Source organism: Bradyrhizobium sp. Kon10, from assembly GCF_055807395.1.
Genome location: NZ_JBVVOZ010000005.1, coordinates 214,347 through 228,931 on the forward strand (window position 1 = coordinate 214,347; position 14,585 = coordinate 228,931).

Here is a 14,585-nt window from a genome sequence, read left to right on the forward strand (position 1 = left end):
CGGCCTTGCCAAGGCGCGACGAAGGGAGGTTGCCGCAGGGGAGATATCCGGAAAATGCGCGTCCCGCTCAGCCTCATGGCATTGCTCGCCGCGCTGGTCTCGACCGCGCCGGTGCCGGCCGCGGCCCGGGGCGGTCCGGCCTGGGAGGCCTGCGTCGGGCCGGCCAGCACGCCGGAGCAGCGGGTCAAGGCCTGCTCGACTGTCATCGATACCCAGAGCGAGACCGGCCGCAGGCTCGCCGGCGCCTATTGCAATCGAAGCCATGGTCTGACCGAGAAGCGCGAGCTCGATGCCGCGCTGTCCGACCTGGACCAAGCGATCCGGCTCGATCCGACCTATGCCTGCGCCTTCAACAATCGCGGCCTCGTCTACAGCTTCAAGCGCGACTATGATCGCGCCATTGCCGATTACGACGAGGCCATCAAGCTCGATCCGTCGCTGGCGCTGGCCTACAACAATCGCGGCGAGTCCCGTTTCAACAAGGGCGACCTCGACGGCGCCTTCGCGGATTTCGACGCTGCGATCAAGCACGATCCCAACTATGCCATGGCCTACGCCAATCGCGGCCTGGTGTATTATCGCAAGCACGACATGCCGCATGCGCTCACCGACTACACCACGCGGATCAAGCTTGCGCCCGATCTGCTCGCCTATATCGATCGCGGCAACGTCTACCGCGACAGCGAGCAGCTCGATCGCGCCGCCGCGGACTATGGCGAGGCGATCCGCATTGCGCCGACCGATGCGCGCGGCTGGCGCAATCGCGGCATGATCCGCCTGTACCAGGGCGACAACAAAGGCGGTCTCGCCGACTACGACAAGGCGCTGCAATACGATCCCGCGGACGTGTTCTCATGGAACAATCGCGGCCAGGCCAGGCTACGGCTTGGCGACAAGCCGGGTGCGATTGCCGATTTCCGCAAGGCCCTGGAATTGAAACCCGGCTTGCCGACGGCGCAGGAACAGCTGAAGAGGCTTGGGGCGCTGTGAGGAGCCCGTTGGTTACGCCCCCACCAAGTCCTGATAGTCCGGGTGCTTCTCGATCCACGCCTTCACGAACGGGCATTCCGGGATCAGCTTCAATCCGTCCGCGCGGACCTGGTCGAGCGCGCCTTGCACCAGCTTCGAGCCGACGCCCTTGCCGCCGAGTTCCTTCGGCACATCCGTGTGCTCGAATGTAATGACGTTGCCGTCGAGCTTGTAATGTTCGGTTGCGAGATGGCCCTCCAGCTCGAGCTCGTAGCGGCGATCGGCTTTGTTGTTGACCACGTTGCTCATGAGGTCTCCCGTCTGCTGACCTTTGCGCACCAGGTCATAACGCACGATCTGGTTGGCGGGTTTGCGGTCGACGCGTATGTCGGTAAACAGCGGAACTGCGGTTGGGTTCAATCGGTCGCTTTGGCGAGCCGTGAATCTTCCTGCTGAGGCGTCGACCGCAGGCATCCCTGGCAGATGACGAGGGAGCGATTGACCTTGGCGTCCTGGTCGGCGTCGATGCCGTCCCGCTCGGGGCTGGCAGCCATGCGCGTTGAATGCGTCGAGGCCGAACGCGGCTGATTTGGATCCTCGCCGGCGCCATCCCAGGCGTAGCGTGCGGGTTTGAAGGCGGGATCCGAGGCCAAATTCGCTTGCGGGGCCAAATGCGCTTGCGGGGTCATGGCACAGCCGGCAAGCGCCAGCGACAACAGGAGGAGGGCGGACGCTTTGACCATGATGCGGCACTCTGTACGCGGATACTGATCGAGGTTGCCCCCATCATGTTTAAAATTCCTTGAACGAGCGCTTCGACGGTGCGCCGCCGGCGGCCTTGCGAGGGTGCAGGCGATGGCGATAAATGACCGGCAATGAGCGGGCGGCTAGCGCCGTTCGCCATCGAAGAGGAAGCCCCATGCCGTCGCTCCGCATGTCCCGCCGTGTCATGAACCTCGCTTACATGCTGACCCAGAATGCGCGGCGGCATGGATCGCGTCCCGGTTTCGTCTGGGGTGACAAGTCCTGGACGTGGCGCGAGATCGACGCGCAGGTCTCGGCGCTCGCAGCGGCACTCGCCGCGCGCGGTGTCGGCAAGGGCGACCGCATTCTCGTCCATTCGAAGAATGGCGACGAGATGTTCTTCTCGATGTTTGCCGCGTTCCGGCTCGGCGCGGTCTGGGTGCCCACCAATTTCCGCCTGATGCCCGACGAAGTCGCCTACCTCGCGCAGGCCTCCGGGGCGAAGGCGTTTCTGTGCCACGTCGATTTTCCAGAGCACGCCGCGGCCGTGCAGGGCGGCGCGCTGGCATTCACATGGAGCATCGACGGCAAGGCATCTTTCGGCGAAACGTCGGTTGCAGAGGCTATTGGCTCGCGGACAGGCAGCACGGTCGAGAACGTTGCTGTCGAGCATGACGATCCCTGCTGGTTCTTTTTCACCTCCGGCACCACCGGCCGCTCCAAGGCTGCAGTCCTGACCCACGGTCAGATGGGTTTTGTCGTGACCAACCATCTTGCCGATCTGACGCCGGGCGTCACGGAAGCAGATGCCTCGTTGGTGGTCGCGCCGCTGTCGCATGGTGCCGGCGTGCATCAGCTGGTGCAGACCGCGCGCGGCGTGCGGACCGTGCTGCTGCCGACCGAGAAGTTCGACATCGACGAGGTGTTCCGTCTGATCGAGGCGCACCGCGTCGGCAATCTCTTCACCGTGCCGACGATCCTGAAGATGATGGTCGAGCACCCCGCTGCCGACAAATACGACCATTCGTCGTTGCGTCACGTGATCTATGCCGGCGCGCCGATGTATCGCGAGGACCAGAAGGCCGCGCTGAAGAAGCTCGGCAAGGTCATCGTGCAATATTTTGGCCTTGGCGAGGTCACCGGCAACATCACGGTGCTGCCGGCAGCACTGCACGATCCCGAAGACGGGCCGCATGCCAGGATCGGTACCTGCGGCTTCGAGCGGACCGGCATGCAGGTCTCGATCCAGAGCGACGACGGCCGTGAGCTCAAAGCCAACCAGAGCGGCGAGATCTGCGTGATCGGCCCCGCCGTGCTCGCCGGTTACTACGACAACCCTGAAGCCAATGCGAAGGCGTTTCGCAACGGCTGGTTCCGCACCGGCGATCTCGGCCACATGGATGAAGAGGGATTTCTCTACATCACGGGACGTGCATCCGACATGTACATCTCCGGCGGCTCCAACATCTATCCGCGCGAGATCGAGGAGAAGATCTTGACGCATCCTTGCGTCGGCGAGGTCGCCGTCCTCGGCGTGCCCGATGCGACCTGGGGCGAGGTCGGCGTCGCCGTCTGCGTCGCGCGGGAGGGCAAGACGCCGGTGAGCGAGGCGGAGATGGCGGCGTTCCTTTTGCCAAAAGTGCCGCGCTACAAGATGCCAAAACGCTTCTTTTTCTGGGAGGCGCTGCCGAAGTCCGGCTATGGCAAAATTCCAAAGCGCATGGTGCGTGCCGAGCTCGAGGCGCGTGGGCTGCTCGACCTCGACAAGACGCAGGCGGGTTGAGTGCCGGTCATGCGCAGCATCAAGCAACCGGGCGCGCCGGTCGCCGAACGCATCCAATGGGTGGAGGCGAGGGGGCGTGCCTTCTCGTTCACGCTTCAAGCAGGTCTTCCGCTGTTGGAAGCCGCGCGCCGCGGTTTTGCGGCTGAGGGATTTGCCGGCGGCGTGCTGAGGTTTGGCAGTGGAGCGCTGGGGCCGTTCGCCTATGTGATGCCGGCGCTGTCCAAGACCGGCGAAAATGCGGCGTTCTACAGCGAGACCTATCGGCCAACGGGCATCACCCGCACGAAGCTCGGCTGCATGACGCTGGGCACGCGCGACGGCGCGCCGTTCTTTCATTGCCACGGGCTGTGGACCGAGGCCGAGGGCCGCGCCAGCGGCGGGCATATGCTGCCGGACGAGACGATCGTCGCCGAGCCGTTTTTGGTCGAGGCCTTTGGTCTCGATGGCGCGATGTTCATCGCCGAGCCGGATCCCGAGACCAACTTCAAGCTGTTCGGGCCGGTCCCTGCTGCGAGCACCGGTGCACGCACGACCAGCCGCGCTTTCGCGCTGCGGCTGCGGCCCAATCAGGATTTTGCCGGCTGCCTCGAACAGTTTTGCCGGGAGCATGGTATCGCGCGCGCCAAAATCCGCGGCGGCGTCGGCTCGACCATCGGCGCATGCTTTGTCAATGGCGGCGTGACTGAGCCATTCGCCACTGAGCTCGCCGTTACGGCCGGCACGATCACACCTGGAAACTCCGGCAGTCTGGTGGCCGCGCTCGATGTGGCTCTGATTGACTACACGGGCGGTATCGCCGAGGGACGCCTGGTCCGCGGCGACAATCCCGTGCTGATGACCATGGAGCTGGTGCTGGAAGCGCTGGGATAGGCCACGACCGCTGCTTGCAGCACCGCCTGGATGCCACTTCCATGGCAAGATTGTTCCTGGTACGTTCCTGGCGTGGATTTAAGCGGGGACAAGTGCATGGGCCGGAAGGGACACCGTCAGACCGCGTTGCGAGCGCCGTATCTCAAGCGGGTCTGGCTCGACCGCTCGCGGGTGGAGGATTGGGAGGCCTATCCGTTCTGCCTTCCCGTGTTCAGGGACGAGTTCGACCAGAGTTTCGACAGCGCCGTGACGATCATCGTGGGCGAGAACGGGACTGGCAAGTCGACCATTCTTGAGGGGATCGCGGGGATGGCCGGCTTCGCCAGCACCGGCGGCCGCAAGGGCTTTCAGGAGATCGATGGCGGCGGCATGGAAGTGACCGGCGTAGAACTGTCTGCGGCCTTGAAGGCTGCCTGGATGCCGAAGGTGACCGACGGCTGGTTTTTCCGAGCGGAGACGTTCTTTTCTGTGGCGCGCTATCTGGACCGCTCGGCCGGCAGTGCTGCGCAACTGATGGAGGGCGTGTTTGGCGCGAGCGTGCAGGAGGCGCCAGACTATCTCTCCTTTTCCCATGGCGAAGGATTTCTGGTCTTCTTCGAGGAGCGCTGTCAGAAGCAGGGCATCTACATCTTCGACGAGCCGGAATCGGCGCTGTCGCCGGCACGGCAGATGGACTTCCTCAAGCTCCTGCATCGGATGGATCTCTCCGGCAATTGCCAGGTCATCATGGCGACGCATGCGCCTCTGCTGATGGCTTATCCAAATGCGCAATTGCTTCGGCTCGGGAAATACGGCCTGGAGCCAACCACGGTGGAGCAAACCGATCATTACCGGGTGATGCGCGAATTCTGTGACGATCCGCACGGCTTCGTGGAGGCGACGCTGACCGAGTGATCGAGGCGGGTGACCGACACTCGCTCTCTCCATCGTCATTGCGAGCGAAGCGAAGCAATCCAGAATCTTTCTGGGGCGGCAGCCTGGATTGCTTCGCTGCGCTCGCAATGACGGAGCGAGAGGCATTGGCTGTTCTCTAGCAACGCGATCTCAATCGCGGACACACCTTCGCGCCCTCGCAGCATATTCTGCCCGAGCTTTGCACCATTCATCGCCCCCAAAGTGCCGAGGGCGCAGGGAAGGCCGGGTGCCGGCTGGCACCCACGGTCCACTGTGCGAAGGTTGCGCTACAAGAGGCTGCACAGCGGCATATAGGTGAAGCCAAACATCCGGCCTTCCCTGCGCAGTGGTTTTACGGCTTATGTCGTGCTCTCCCCGGGGAGCGATGCACTATTGCCCCCGTCGCCTTGCGGATGGCTGATACTGCGGACCCGGTCGGGCCGCCACATCACCGCAAGACTTGGCGCACAGACCCCGGGCGCCAGGACCACACGATTTTGCCGTACGCAGGCTGCACCGGTCGTGTGCGCGCGGTCGTTGCTCACGGAGTGACCCGCCCTGCAAACCACCTTCGCGCCGATGCCGCCTGTGTCCACCACGTCCCATCCCGCGTGTCGTGACGATCGCGATAACGCCCCTCGGCCGGGTTGGGATGGTCTTCTATATGATAATCCGAATGCGGATAAAGAGAAATATTTTTGCGCCGTGCGATTGACCTCTTGTTGGGTGTTTTGTCCGCCGGCGGCGCAAGGCGTTGTGTGCACGCGAGCGCTCGTCGCACGGTTATCTGGAGCGGATCGCAATGTCGCTGGAGAAGCACGTGCCGTCTCGCGGCAGCTAGGCCGACGTCGAACCACCCAACTCCATGGCGCCTGCAACCAATGCCGGCGCGATGTCGTCGATGCGCTCGAAGACGAGGTCGGGTCGACGCGCCCGCAGCGCCGCCGGCGCCGCATACCCCCAGCACACCGCGCCGCAGGCGATGCCGACAGTTCGCGCCGCTTCGATGTCGCGCAGCTCGTCGCCGATCGCGATCACGCGGCCGGCCTCCACGCCCGCGCGCCGGATGACCCGGCGAAATTTTGCCGGCTTACCGTACAGTGAGGCAGCGCAGTCGAAATGCGTGAAGAGAGCGGCCGCCTCGCCAAGCTTCTGTCGTGCATTGGCTTCACTGTCCGAGCTCACGAGCGCCAGCTGCACGCCTTGCCCGGCCAGCATCCGCAGCATCGGCTCGACGCCGCCGAACAGCGAAATCTCCGCCGCAGCCTCGCCCTTCAGCCGCCGCGCATGCCGCGCGATCGCCGGCAGCTTCCACAGCGGCACCTCGAGACGGCTGAGGATCTCCCGCGTCGAGGCATGCCGCAGCGCCTCGACATCCTCGTCCGCTACGCGGCGAAAGCCGAAGTGGTCGGCGACGTCATTGATGGTGCGCAGGAACCACGGAAAGCTGTCGGCCAGCGTGCCGTCCAAGTCGAAGATGGCGAGGGCGTAGGGCATGGAGGAGGGGTTGCGGTGCGCTGACAATCGGTGTCCACGTGCTATTATTCGATCAGAATTCGAGGATAGCCATGCGGCACGAGCGGATTGAAATCAACCCGGCGATCATGGAGGGCAAGCCCGTGATCCGCGGAACGCGTGTGCCGGTCGAGTTGGTCTTGCGCGAGCTGAGCGCGGGTATGACCATTGAGACGATCATCGCGGAGCATCCGCGGCTAACGGTGGATGACATTCGGGCAGCCCAGGCTTTTGCGGTGGACGATTGGGCTGACAAGTGATTGGTAGCCGCTGGACCCTCTCTAAAAATTCTCGATGGGCTGATAGGCGTTACGGTGCAAATCAGCGACAGTGATCGAGTCTTGGCATCTCATCGCCGCGGAGGATTCCACCTGTCGTTCGAGTCAAAGTATTGAGAACGAGCGTACCCTGCCGTGCTCCACAACGCATCAAAAGCTGGACGGGCGGCACGTTGATATGATTCATCAGCTCCATATTGTTCAATCATAACCTCCGGGAGCTCCAATAGATCTCTGTCTATGGGCGGCGGATCGTCGAATGGTCGCTGATCGATTCCAAGTCGCGCACCTCGGACGCCTTGCAGCGTTATCATCAAGAATATCGGTGGGGGTACCTCAAGTTCGCGCAGCGCCGCCAGATAGTGGGGAAGCTGTTCGAGAATTGAACGATCAAACGTTAAGGCAGGTACCCAAACATTTCCATCGATTGGATCGCCGGTAACCCGGACTTTCACAGCCTCAATTGCACCTGTTCGAAATACCTGCGTATATGAAATGCATTTTCCGCCTGTTCCGTGCGAGAGGTTCGAAAATCCATCGAAATTAATTCGAGGTGAGTAACCCATCGAAGACATCGGCTTAAGCAGCTCCTGAAGGCGCTGTGCCGCCGCTACATCGATCCGATTTTCGAGGCCGAAGGAGGACGCTGGCAAAAGATGCAACACTAAGCGCCCATTATTCCTCATCAGGGGAGCTATAGCTTCGCCAGCATCGATCTTTGCGAGACGCTCTGCTCGGAATGAACGCACCCTGTCTAATGCTGTGGCCGAGGACGTAAATACGACTCGCAGCTCCTCTACGCTGAATTCATAAGCCCCTCCAGAGTTTCGTCCATAAATCCGGTTTGTATTTCGGGCGCTCACGCGGTGGGGCGGATTCCAGCTCTTCGGAATCCTCAAAAGCAAAACGTATCCGCCGCTGACTGTGACAGACTTCATTCGTATCCCGGAGATACGAGGCTCAAGACCATCGCGGACGAGATTTTCCAATCTTTGGAGATCTTTATCTGCGTCCCCCGAAAGCGGAGTGATCGCGGTTGGAATACCGCCTGCCTCATCCATTCCGATTATTAGATGCCCTCCGGATGTGTTTGCGAAAGAAGAAACATCTTTAAGAAATTCCTTCACGTCTGCATCAGCTGAGCCATACATCGCCTGTTTGTAGTCGACCAAAACGCCTTCAGGCACGCCGCCCAAGATTTGCTGGGCTACATCTGTCTCCGAGATCGCATCGAAATTTGCGGCTGAAAGGCTCATTCAAGACTCCATTGAAGTGAGTTGCCTCACTCCGCCGCCTCGCTCGCCGCGCGCCTCCGCTTCGGCTTCCGCGCCTTCGCCAGCACCGGTGCCAGAAACTGTCCCGTATAGCTCCTTGGCGCTTTGGCGATGTCTTCCGGTGGGCCCCAGGCGACGATCTCGCCGCCGCCGTCGCCGCCCTCGGGGCCGAGATCGATCACCCAGTCGGCGGTCTTGATCACTTCGAGATTGTGCTCGATGACGACGACCGTGTTTCCCTGCGCGACCAACTCGTGCAGCACCTCCAGCAGCTTCTTGACGTCGTGGAAGTGCAAGCCGGTGGTCGGCTCGTCCAGGATGTAGAGCGTGCGGCCGGTGGCGCGTTTTGACAGCTCCTTCGCCAGCTTGACACGCTGGGCTTCGCCGCCCGAAAGCGTCGTGGCCTGCTGGCCGACATGGATGTAGTCGAGGCCGACGCGGTGCAGGGTCTGAAAGGTCTCGCGCACGCGCGGCACCGCCTTGAAGAATTCGGCGGCTTCCTCGACGGTCATGTCGAGCACGTCGGCGATGCTCTTGCCCTTGAACAGCACTTCGAGCGTCTCGCGGTTGTAGCGCTTGCCCTTGCAGACGTCGCAGGTGACGTAGACGTCGGGCAGGAAGTGCATCTCGATCTTGATGACGCCATCGCCCTGGCACGCCTCGCAGCGGCCGCCCTTGACGTTGAACGAGAAGCGTCCGGGCTCGTAGCCGCGCGCTTTCGACTCGGGCAGGCCGGCGAACCATTCGCGGATCGGCGTGAAGGCGCCGGTGTAAGTCGCGGGGTTGGAGCGCGGGGTGCGGCCGATCGGCGACTGGTCGATGTCGATGATCTTGTCGATGTGCTCGAGGCCCTCGATGCGGTCGTGCGGGGCGGCGCCTTCGCTCGCATTGTTCAGCTTGCGGGCGATCGCCTTGTAGAGCGTGTCGATCAAGAGCGTTGACTTGCCGCCGCCGGAGACGCCGGTGACGCAGGTGAACAGGCCGAGCGGAATCTCCGCGGTGACGTTCTTGAGGTTATTGCCTCGCGCGTTCACCACCTTGATGGTGCGGCGATGGTTCGGCGGACGCCGCTCCGGCACCTCGACCTCGAGCTCGCCGGTGAGATATTTTCCGGTCAGCGAGTTCGGGTTGCGCATGATCTCGGCCGGCGTGCCTTCGGCGATGATGTTGCCGCCATGCATGCCGGCACCGGGGCCGATGTCGAGGACGTAGTCGGCGAGCAGGATCGCATCCTCGTCATGCTCGACCACGATCACGGTATTGCCGAGGTCGCGCAGTCGCTTCAGCGTGTCGAGCAGGCGGGCGTTGTCGCGCTGGTGCAGGCCGATCGAGGGCTCGTCCAGCACGTAGAGCACGCCGGTCAGGCCCGAGCCGATTTGCGACGCCAGGCGGATGCGCTGGCTCTCGCCGCCCGACAGCGTCCCGGAAGAGCGGGAGAGGGTGAGGTAATTGAGACCGACGTCGAGCAGGAAGGTGAGCCGCTCGCGGATCTCCTTGAGGATGCGGCCGGCGATCTCGTTCTGCTGGGCGTTGAGCGCCTCCGGCACGGTCTCGAACCACGCGCCGGCGCCCTTCACCGACAGTTCGGAGATGTCGCCGATGTGCTTGCCGCCAATCTTGACGCAGAGCGCCTCGGGCTTCAGCCGAAAGCCGTGGCAGGCTTCGCAGGGCACGTCGTGGAAATACTTCGCCAGCTCCTCGCGCGCCCACTCGCTCTCGGTCTCGCGATAGCGGCGGTTGATATTGGTGATGACGCCCTCGAACGGCTTCTTGGTGTCGTAGGAGCGGACGCCGTCCTCATAGGAGAACTTGATCTCGTCCTCGCCGGAACCGTAGAGGATCGCGTCTTTGGTCTTCTTGGCGAGATCCTTCCACTTGGTGTCGAGCGTGAACTTGTAGTGCTTGCCGAGCGCGGTCAGCGTCTGCACGTAATAAGGCGATGACGATTTGGCCCAGGGCGCGATCGCGCCCTTGCGCAGGGTGGTTTCCTTGTCGGGGATGACAAGATCCTCGTCGACATGCTGCTCGACGCCGAGCCCGCCGCAGGCAGGACACGCGCCATAGGGATTGTTGAAGGAAAACAGCCTGGGCTCGATCTCGGGGATGGTGAAGCCGGAGACCGGACAGGCGAACTTTTCCGAGAACAGCATGCGCTCGGGCCCGCTCTTGTCGTGGATCTTCGCGGTCTTCTTCTTTTCTTCGACCGGCGCTGCTGCGGGAGCGTCGGCGAATTCGACGACGGCGAGGCCCTCGGCGAGCTTCAGCGCGGTCTCGAAGCTTTCGGCGAGGCGCTGGCCGATGTCGGCGCGCACCACGATACGGTCGACGACGACGTCGATGTCGTGCGGGAATTTCTTATCGAGCGTCGGCGCCTCAGCGAGCTCATGGAAGCTGCCGTCGATCTTGACGCGCTGAAAGCCCTTCTTGAGCCATTCGGCGAGCTCTTTCCGGTACTCGCCCTTGCGGCCGCGCACGACCGGCGCGAGCAAATAGAGGCGAGTGCCCTCGGGCAGCGTCAGCACACGGTCGACCATCTGCGAGACGGTCTGGCTTTCGATCGGCAGTCCCGTGGCGGGCGAATAGGGCACGCCGACGCGCGCCCACAGCAGGCGCATGTAGTCGTAGATCTCTGTCACGGTGCCGACGGTCGAGCGCGGGTTCTTCGAGGTCGTCTTCTGCTCGATCGAGATCGCCGGAGATAATCCGTCGATCTGATCGACGTCCGGCTTCTGCATCATTTCGAGGAACTGGCGGGCATAGGCGGACAGCGATTCGACGTAGCGGCGCTGGCCCTCGGCATAGATGGTGTCGAAGGCGAGCGAGGATTTGCCGGAGCCGGAGAGGCCGGTGAACACGACGAGCTTGTCGCGGGGAATTTCGACGTCGATATTCTTGAGGTTGTGCTCGCGCGCGCCACGGATCGTAATTGCGCGCAGGCTTGAGCCCGCGTTGTTGGCTTGGCGCTTCGCCTTGATCACTTCATCCATCCCGGTGGTCCTCAAGGAATCCCAAAGGCACGCGATCGCGCCAACATTCGAGGCGCGCTTCGCCCGGAACCGGGATCGGCGCCGATGGGTATGGCAGCGAACGTAGGAAGAACGAGCGCGGATTTCCAGTGGGACTTGCGAATCGTCAACGGATTGTTGGCGCGCTGGCGGCATTTGGCAGCAGCGGGGCTCGGAACCACCCCGAAGCGCGCCGCTGCGAGGTTGCACAAAAACAAAAAGGCCGGCGCAAGGCCGGCCTTTCGTAACGCGATAGCGTTGGAGCCGAAGCTCAGTACTTGGCTTAGTACTTGGCGACGACCGGGCCGTTGAAGTGATAGTTCACGCCGAACTGCACGGTGTGGAAGTTGAGCGTGCCGGAGGGCACGGCGCCCGAGAAATAGGTCTCGCCGCCAAGGCTGCGATAGAGGTACTCGCCCTTGATCGACCACTGCGGGGCGATGAACGCTTCGACGCCAGCGCCGACGGTCCAGCCCGAGTGGAATTTGCTGTCGGAGATCGAGACCGGGCCCAGCGTCGCAGTGATCTTGTTGTCGATCCAGGCGTAGCCGCCGGTGCCGTAGAACAGGACGTTGTTGACAGCGTAGCCGATGCGGCCGCGCACGGTGCCCATCGCGTCCGTCTTCGAGCTCACCGAGGCGGGAATCGCACCGACGCCCGGCACGAAAACCGCACCAGCTGCCGACGCGCTGACGTCAGCCCAGGCGCCATCGGCCTCGACGCCGAACACGACGTTGCCGGTCTGCCAGTTGTAGCCGGCGGTACCGCCGACGAAGCCGCCCTTCATCTTCGGGTCGCCGGAAGCGTTCTCCCAGGCGCCGCCACCGACGATACCGAGGTAGAAGCCGGTCCAGTTGTAGACCGAGGCCATAGCGACAGGAGCCTTGGTGTAGGGGCGAGCCGCCAGATCGGCAGCCGAGGCGGCGCCAGTGAGAGCGAGCAGACAGGCCGAAGCCAGCAAAATTTTCTTCATTTCAACAAATCCCAGTCCCAGTTTCTGATTTGCCTTCCGTGCGTCGGAAGAGCATCGGACGCGTTGGTCCAACTGATGTCGTACCTACACCACTGAAGCCGCAAGTTGTGTCTCCCGAAAGTCACAACGGCCCAAAAATGTCGCAGATGCTGACCTATTATTCCCCGTTTGCGCGGGCACAAAAAAAGGCCGGCACGAGGCCGGCCTTAGAGACGCGCGTGAAACCAATGCTATCAGTACTTCGCGATGACGGGCCCGCCCCAGCGGTAGTTCAGCCGGATCAGTCCCATATCCACGTCCTGCCCGATTCGGTCGCTCCCGAACGCCGCGCCCGCTGGCGTGGTGAAGCCGACCGTGCGATGGCCGAGGAACAAGTGGTCGTACTCGACGCCCACCGACCAGTTCGGCGCGAAGCCGAATTCCAGACCGGCGCCGATTGCTCCGCCCCAGCGGGTTTCGCGTGCCGAAGCCAGCAGCGCGCCCGCGCCGGGCGTGCCGGCGGCGGCATAGACGTCGTACCTGTCTCCGACCACGGCGCCGCCGCCCTTCACGTAGAGCAGCACGCTGTTCCAGGCGTAACCAACCTGACCGGTGATGAGGCCGAACGCGTCGATGCGCGAACGGTTGCGATCACCCGTGACCAGGGCGCTGCCTGGGAAAAGTGTGCTGACGTTGTCGCCCCGGAAATCGGCCCAGTTGCCTTGGCCTTCAAGACCGAACACCCAATTGGCCGACTGCCAGCGATAGCCGATCTGGCCGCCGATGGTGCCGCCCGTCGCGTTGTGACAGCCTTCGCCCACCAGCACCCCGGTCCCCGGTGTTACGAAGTCCCAGCATTTGTGGCTCGAACCGCCACCGCCGTTGATGCCGATATAGAAGCCGCTCCAATCGTAGATCGTCGCGATCGCAGGCGCCGGCGCCTTGGTGTAGGGACGGGCCGCAAGATCCGCTGCGCTCGCGGGAGCCGAGAGGTTGAACGCGATTAGGCCAAATGCACTTAGCAGGATTTTTTTCATTGCAGTCTCCCCAATCTATTGTTGCTTGCTTCGAGGTCCCCGAAGTGGCCTCAGGCGCGACGCCCATCCGAGCCATTCCAAGGCAAGCCTAGCCCCGTAAGGGCCCGGAGTCCGTCTCCGGAACGCCACAGTCGGCGGTCAATCGAACGGGCTGCAAGTTGATGAATGTTAAGTATTTTTCGGGATAAGCGGGAACCCAAAAAGGTTCCATCGACGCACTGAAGCGAGCGGGACCGTGCTGCGGCCAAGCGCCGGTTTGCAGTGTCGGATTTCGGGCGGAACAAAGCTGGAACGGATCCCGTGTTGATGCTATATGTGGGGATAACCGAGGGCCTGGCGGGCCGATCGATGCCCGTAAGCGTATAGGGTCGCCCAACAGGCGGCGATGGCGCGGGCGCGCGAGCCCGCTAGTCGAATTCAGTGGCATTTGGAGTGGAGAGCGGCGATGGCGGGAAGCGTCAACAAGGTCATTCTGGTTGGAAATCTCGGCAAGGATCCGGAAATCCGCCGCACCCAGGACGGGCGGCCGATTGCGAATTTGAGCGTTGCGACGTCGGAAACGTGGCGGGACAAGGCGACCGGCGAGCGCAAGGAAAAGACCGAGTGGCACCGCGTCGTGATTTTCAACGAAGGGCTCTGCAAGGTCGCCGAACAGTATCTGAAGAAGGGCGCCAAGATTTACGTCGAGGGCGCGCTCCAGACCCGCAAATGGACCGACCAGAGCGGCGTGGAGAAATACTCCACCGAGGTCGTGCTTCAGGGCTTCAACTCGACGCTGACGATGCTCGATGGCCGCAGCGGCAGCGGAGGCGGCAGCTTCGGTGAGGAGCAGGGCGGCGATTTCGGCTCCTCCGGTCCCGTCTCGAGCGCGCCTCGCCGGCCCGTGGCCGCGGGCGGCGGTGGCGGCCGCAACAGCGACATGGACGACGACATCCCGTTCTGAGGACGCGGAGCACACGAGGAGGCGCCGGTTGGATCGGACGGCGCTTCACACGTCGTGTCGGCAATCTTGCCGTCGCGGGAAGGGCTCGGGATTTCCGGGCCCGCTTTCTCTTTTGGGGGACATCGGATTGCGTCACGGCAAACCGGCCGACAGGGCAGGCTGGCCACGCGGTTTTCCCGGTGTTAGAGGCGGTTTCGCAAAGCCTGTTCCAGGCCGTTTCGAAGCGCTCCTCGCAAGGCCTTAAGTTATTGGAAAAATAAGCGGAAAAAGCACTTCCCGAAGGTCCGCAAGGGTGGTTATCAGGGCCTCGATGCGCTATAT

13 protein-coding genes are annotated in these 14,585 nt (G+C 62.8%); 6 read left to right on the plus strand and 7 right to left on the minus strand.

The window, feature by feature from the left end:
- Positions 1-54 precede the first annotated feature (54 nt).
- Complete coding sequence (locus AC0L2O_RS10400) at positions 55-990, plus strand: tetratricopeptide repeat protein (protein WP_473369653.1); 936 nt, start codon at positions 55-57, stop codon at positions 988-990.
- A 12-nt stretch (positions 991-1,002) separates the two neighbouring features.
- Here the strand turns inward: AC0L2O_RS10400 and AC0L2O_RS10405 are convergent, their stop codons facing one another.
- Complete coding sequence (locus tag AC0L2O_RS10405; RefSeq protein ID WP_473369719.1) at positions 1,003-1,278, minus strand: GNAT family N-acetyltransferase; 276 nt, start codon at positions 1,276-1,278, stop codon at positions 1,003-1,005.
- A 107-nt stretch (positions 1,279-1,385) separates the two neighbouring features.
- Positions 1,386-1,712 (minus strand): hypothetical protein, encoded by a 327-nt coding sequence (locus AC0L2O_RS10410; protein ID WP_473369654.1) that lies wholly within the window; start codon positions 1,710-1,712, stop codon positions 1,386-1,388.
- A gap of 176 nt (positions 1,713-1,888) precedes the next feature.
- On the opposite strand from AC0L2O_RS10410, the gene AC0L2O_RS10415 reads away from it, so the two are divergent.
- The 3 genes from AC0L2O_RS10415 (at position 1,889) to AC0L2O_RS10425 (ending at position 5,260) form a co-directional block, all read left to right on the plus strand.
- The gene (locus AC0L2O_RS10415) at positions 1,889-3,496 is read left to right on the plus strand and encodes an acyl-CoA synthetase (RefSeq protein WP_473369655.1); all 1,608 of its coding nucleotides are present in this window, start codon (positions 1,889-1,891) and stop codon (positions 3,494-3,496) included.
- Positions 3,497-3,505: 9 nt separating this feature from the next.
- The gene (locus tag AC0L2O_RS10420) at positions 3,506-4,366 is read left to right on the plus strand and encodes a PCC domain-containing protein (RefSeq protein WP_473369656.1); all 861 of its coding nucleotides are present in this window, start codon (positions 3,506-3,508) and stop codon (positions 4,364-4,366) included.
- 96 nt (positions 4,367-4,462) lie between these two features.
- Positions 4,463-5,260 carry an AAA family ATPase gene (locus AC0L2O_RS10425; protein WP_473369657.1) on the plus strand — a complete coding sequence of 266 codons (798 nt, stop codon included), beginning with the start codon at positions 4,463-4,465 and terminating at the stop codon, positions 5,258-5,260.
- A gap of 837 nt (positions 5,261-6,097) precedes the next feature.
- Here AC0L2O_RS10425 and AC0L2O_RS10430 read toward each other — a convergent pair.
- Positions 6,098-6,757, minus strand: coding sequence for an HAD-IA family hydrolase (locus AC0L2O_RS10430; protein ID WP_473369658.1), 660 nt, complete (start codon positions 6,755-6,757; stop codon positions 6,098-6,100).
- Between the two features lie 71 nt (positions 6,758-6,828).
- On the opposite strand from AC0L2O_RS10430, the gene AC0L2O_RS10435 reads away from it, so the two are divergent.
- Complete coding sequence (locus AC0L2O_RS10435) at positions 6,829-7,035, plus strand: DUF433 domain-containing protein (protein WP_473369659.1); 207 nt, start codon at positions 6,829-6,831, stop codon at positions 7,033-7,035.
- An 89-nt stretch (positions 7,036-7,124) separates the two neighbouring features.
- On the opposite strand, the gene AC0L2O_RS10440 is transcribed toward AC0L2O_RS10435, so the two are convergent.
- The 4 genes from AC0L2O_RS10440 to AC0L2O_RS10455 all read right to left on the minus strand — a co-directional run bounded on the left by AC0L2O_RS10440 (position 7,125) and on the right by AC0L2O_RS10455 (position 13,321).
- Positions 7,125-8,309 (minus strand): AlbA family DNA-binding domain-containing protein, encoded by a 1,185-nt coding sequence (locus AC0L2O_RS10440; protein WP_473369660.1) that lies wholly within the window; start codon positions 8,307-8,309, stop codon positions 7,125-7,127.
- Between the two features lie 26 nt (positions 8,310-8,335).
- Positions 8,336-11,314 carry an excinuclease ABC subunit UvrA gene (gene uvrA / locus AC0L2O_RS10445; protein ID WP_473369661.1) on the minus strand — a complete coding sequence of 993 codons (2,979 nt, stop codon included), beginning with the start codon at positions 11,312-11,314 and terminating at the stop codon, positions 8,336-8,338.
- 301 nt (positions 11,315-11,615) lie between these two features.
- The gene (locus tag AC0L2O_RS10450; RefSeq protein WP_473369662.1) at positions 11,616-12,305 is read right to left on the minus strand and encodes an outer membrane protein; all 690 of its coding nucleotides are present in this window, start codon (positions 12,303-12,305) and stop codon (positions 11,616-11,618) included.
- 233 nt (positions 12,306-12,538) lie between these two features.
- Entirely contained in the window at positions 12,539-13,321 is a 783-nt protein-coding gene (locus AC0L2O_RS10455; protein ID WP_369723517.1) for an outer membrane protein, read from the minus strand.
- A gap of 445 nt (positions 13,322-13,766) precedes the next feature.
- Between AC0L2O_RS10455 and AC0L2O_RS10460 the strand changes: the two genes are divergently transcribed.
- Positions 13,767-14,264 carry a single-stranded DNA-binding protein gene (locus AC0L2O_RS10460; RefSeq protein WP_369723518.1) on the plus strand — a complete coding sequence of 166 codons (498 nt, stop codon included), beginning with the start codon at positions 13,767-13,769 and terminating at the stop codon, positions 14,262-14,264.
- The last annotated feature ends 321 nt before the right edge of the window (positions 14,265-14,585 follow it).

What these genes read in the sequence shown, in the direction of transcription:
- AC0L2O_RS10400 (WP_473369653.1), top strand. Translation starts at nt 55, where the DNA reads ATGCGCGTCCCGCTCAGCCTCATGGCATTGCTCGCCGCGCTGGTCTCG.
- AC0L2O_RS10405 (WP_473369719.1), bottom strand. Translation starts at nt 1,278, where the DNA reads ATGAGCAACGTGGTCAACAACAAAGCCGATCGCCGCTACGAGCTCGAG.
- AC0L2O_RS10410 (WP_473369654.1), bottom strand. Translation starts at nt 1,712, where the DNA reads ATGGTCAAAGCGTCCGCCCTCCTCCTGTTGTCGCTGGCGCTTGCCGGC.
- AC0L2O_RS10415 (WP_473369655.1), top strand. Translation starts at nt 1,889, where the DNA reads ATGCCGTCGCTCCGCATGTCCCGCCGTGTCATGAACCTCGCTTACATG.
- AC0L2O_RS10420 (WP_473369656.1), top strand. Translation starts at nt 3,506, where the DNA reads ATGCGCAGCATCAAGCAACCGGGCGCGCCGGTCGCCGAACGCATCCAA.
- AC0L2O_RS10425 (WP_473369657.1), top strand. Translation starts at nt 4,463, where the DNA reads ATGGGCCGGAAGGGACACCGTCAGACCGCGTTGCGAGCGCCGTATCTC.
- AC0L2O_RS10430 (WP_473369658.1), bottom strand. Translation starts at nt 6,757, where the DNA reads ATGCCCTACGCCCTCGCCATCTTCGACTTGGACGGCACGCTGGCCGAC.
- AC0L2O_RS10435 (WP_473369659.1), top strand. Translation starts at nt 6,829, where the DNA reads ATGCGGCACGAGCGGATTGAAATCAACCCGGCGATCATGGAGGGCAAG.
- AC0L2O_RS10440 (WP_473369660.1), bottom strand. Translation starts at nt 8,309, where the DNA reads ATGAGCCTTTCAGCCGCAAATTTCGATGCGATCTCGGAGACAGATGTA.
- uvrA (WP_473369661.1), bottom strand. Translation starts at nt 11,314, where the DNA reads ATGGATGAAGTGATCAAGGCGAAGCGCCAAGCCAACAACGCGGGCTCA.
- AC0L2O_RS10450 (WP_473369662.1), bottom strand. Translation starts at nt 12,305, where the DNA reads ATGAAGAAAATTTTGCTGGCTTCGGCCTGTCTGCTCGCTCTCACTGGC.
- AC0L2O_RS10455 (WP_369723517.1), bottom strand. Translation starts at nt 13,321, where the DNA reads ATGAAAAAAATCCTGCTAAGTGCATTTGGCCTAATCGCGTTCAACCTC.
- AC0L2O_RS10460 (WP_369723518.1), top strand. Translation starts at nt 13,767, where the DNA reads ATGGCGGGAAGCGTCAACAAGGTCATTCTGGTTGGAAATCTCGGCAAG.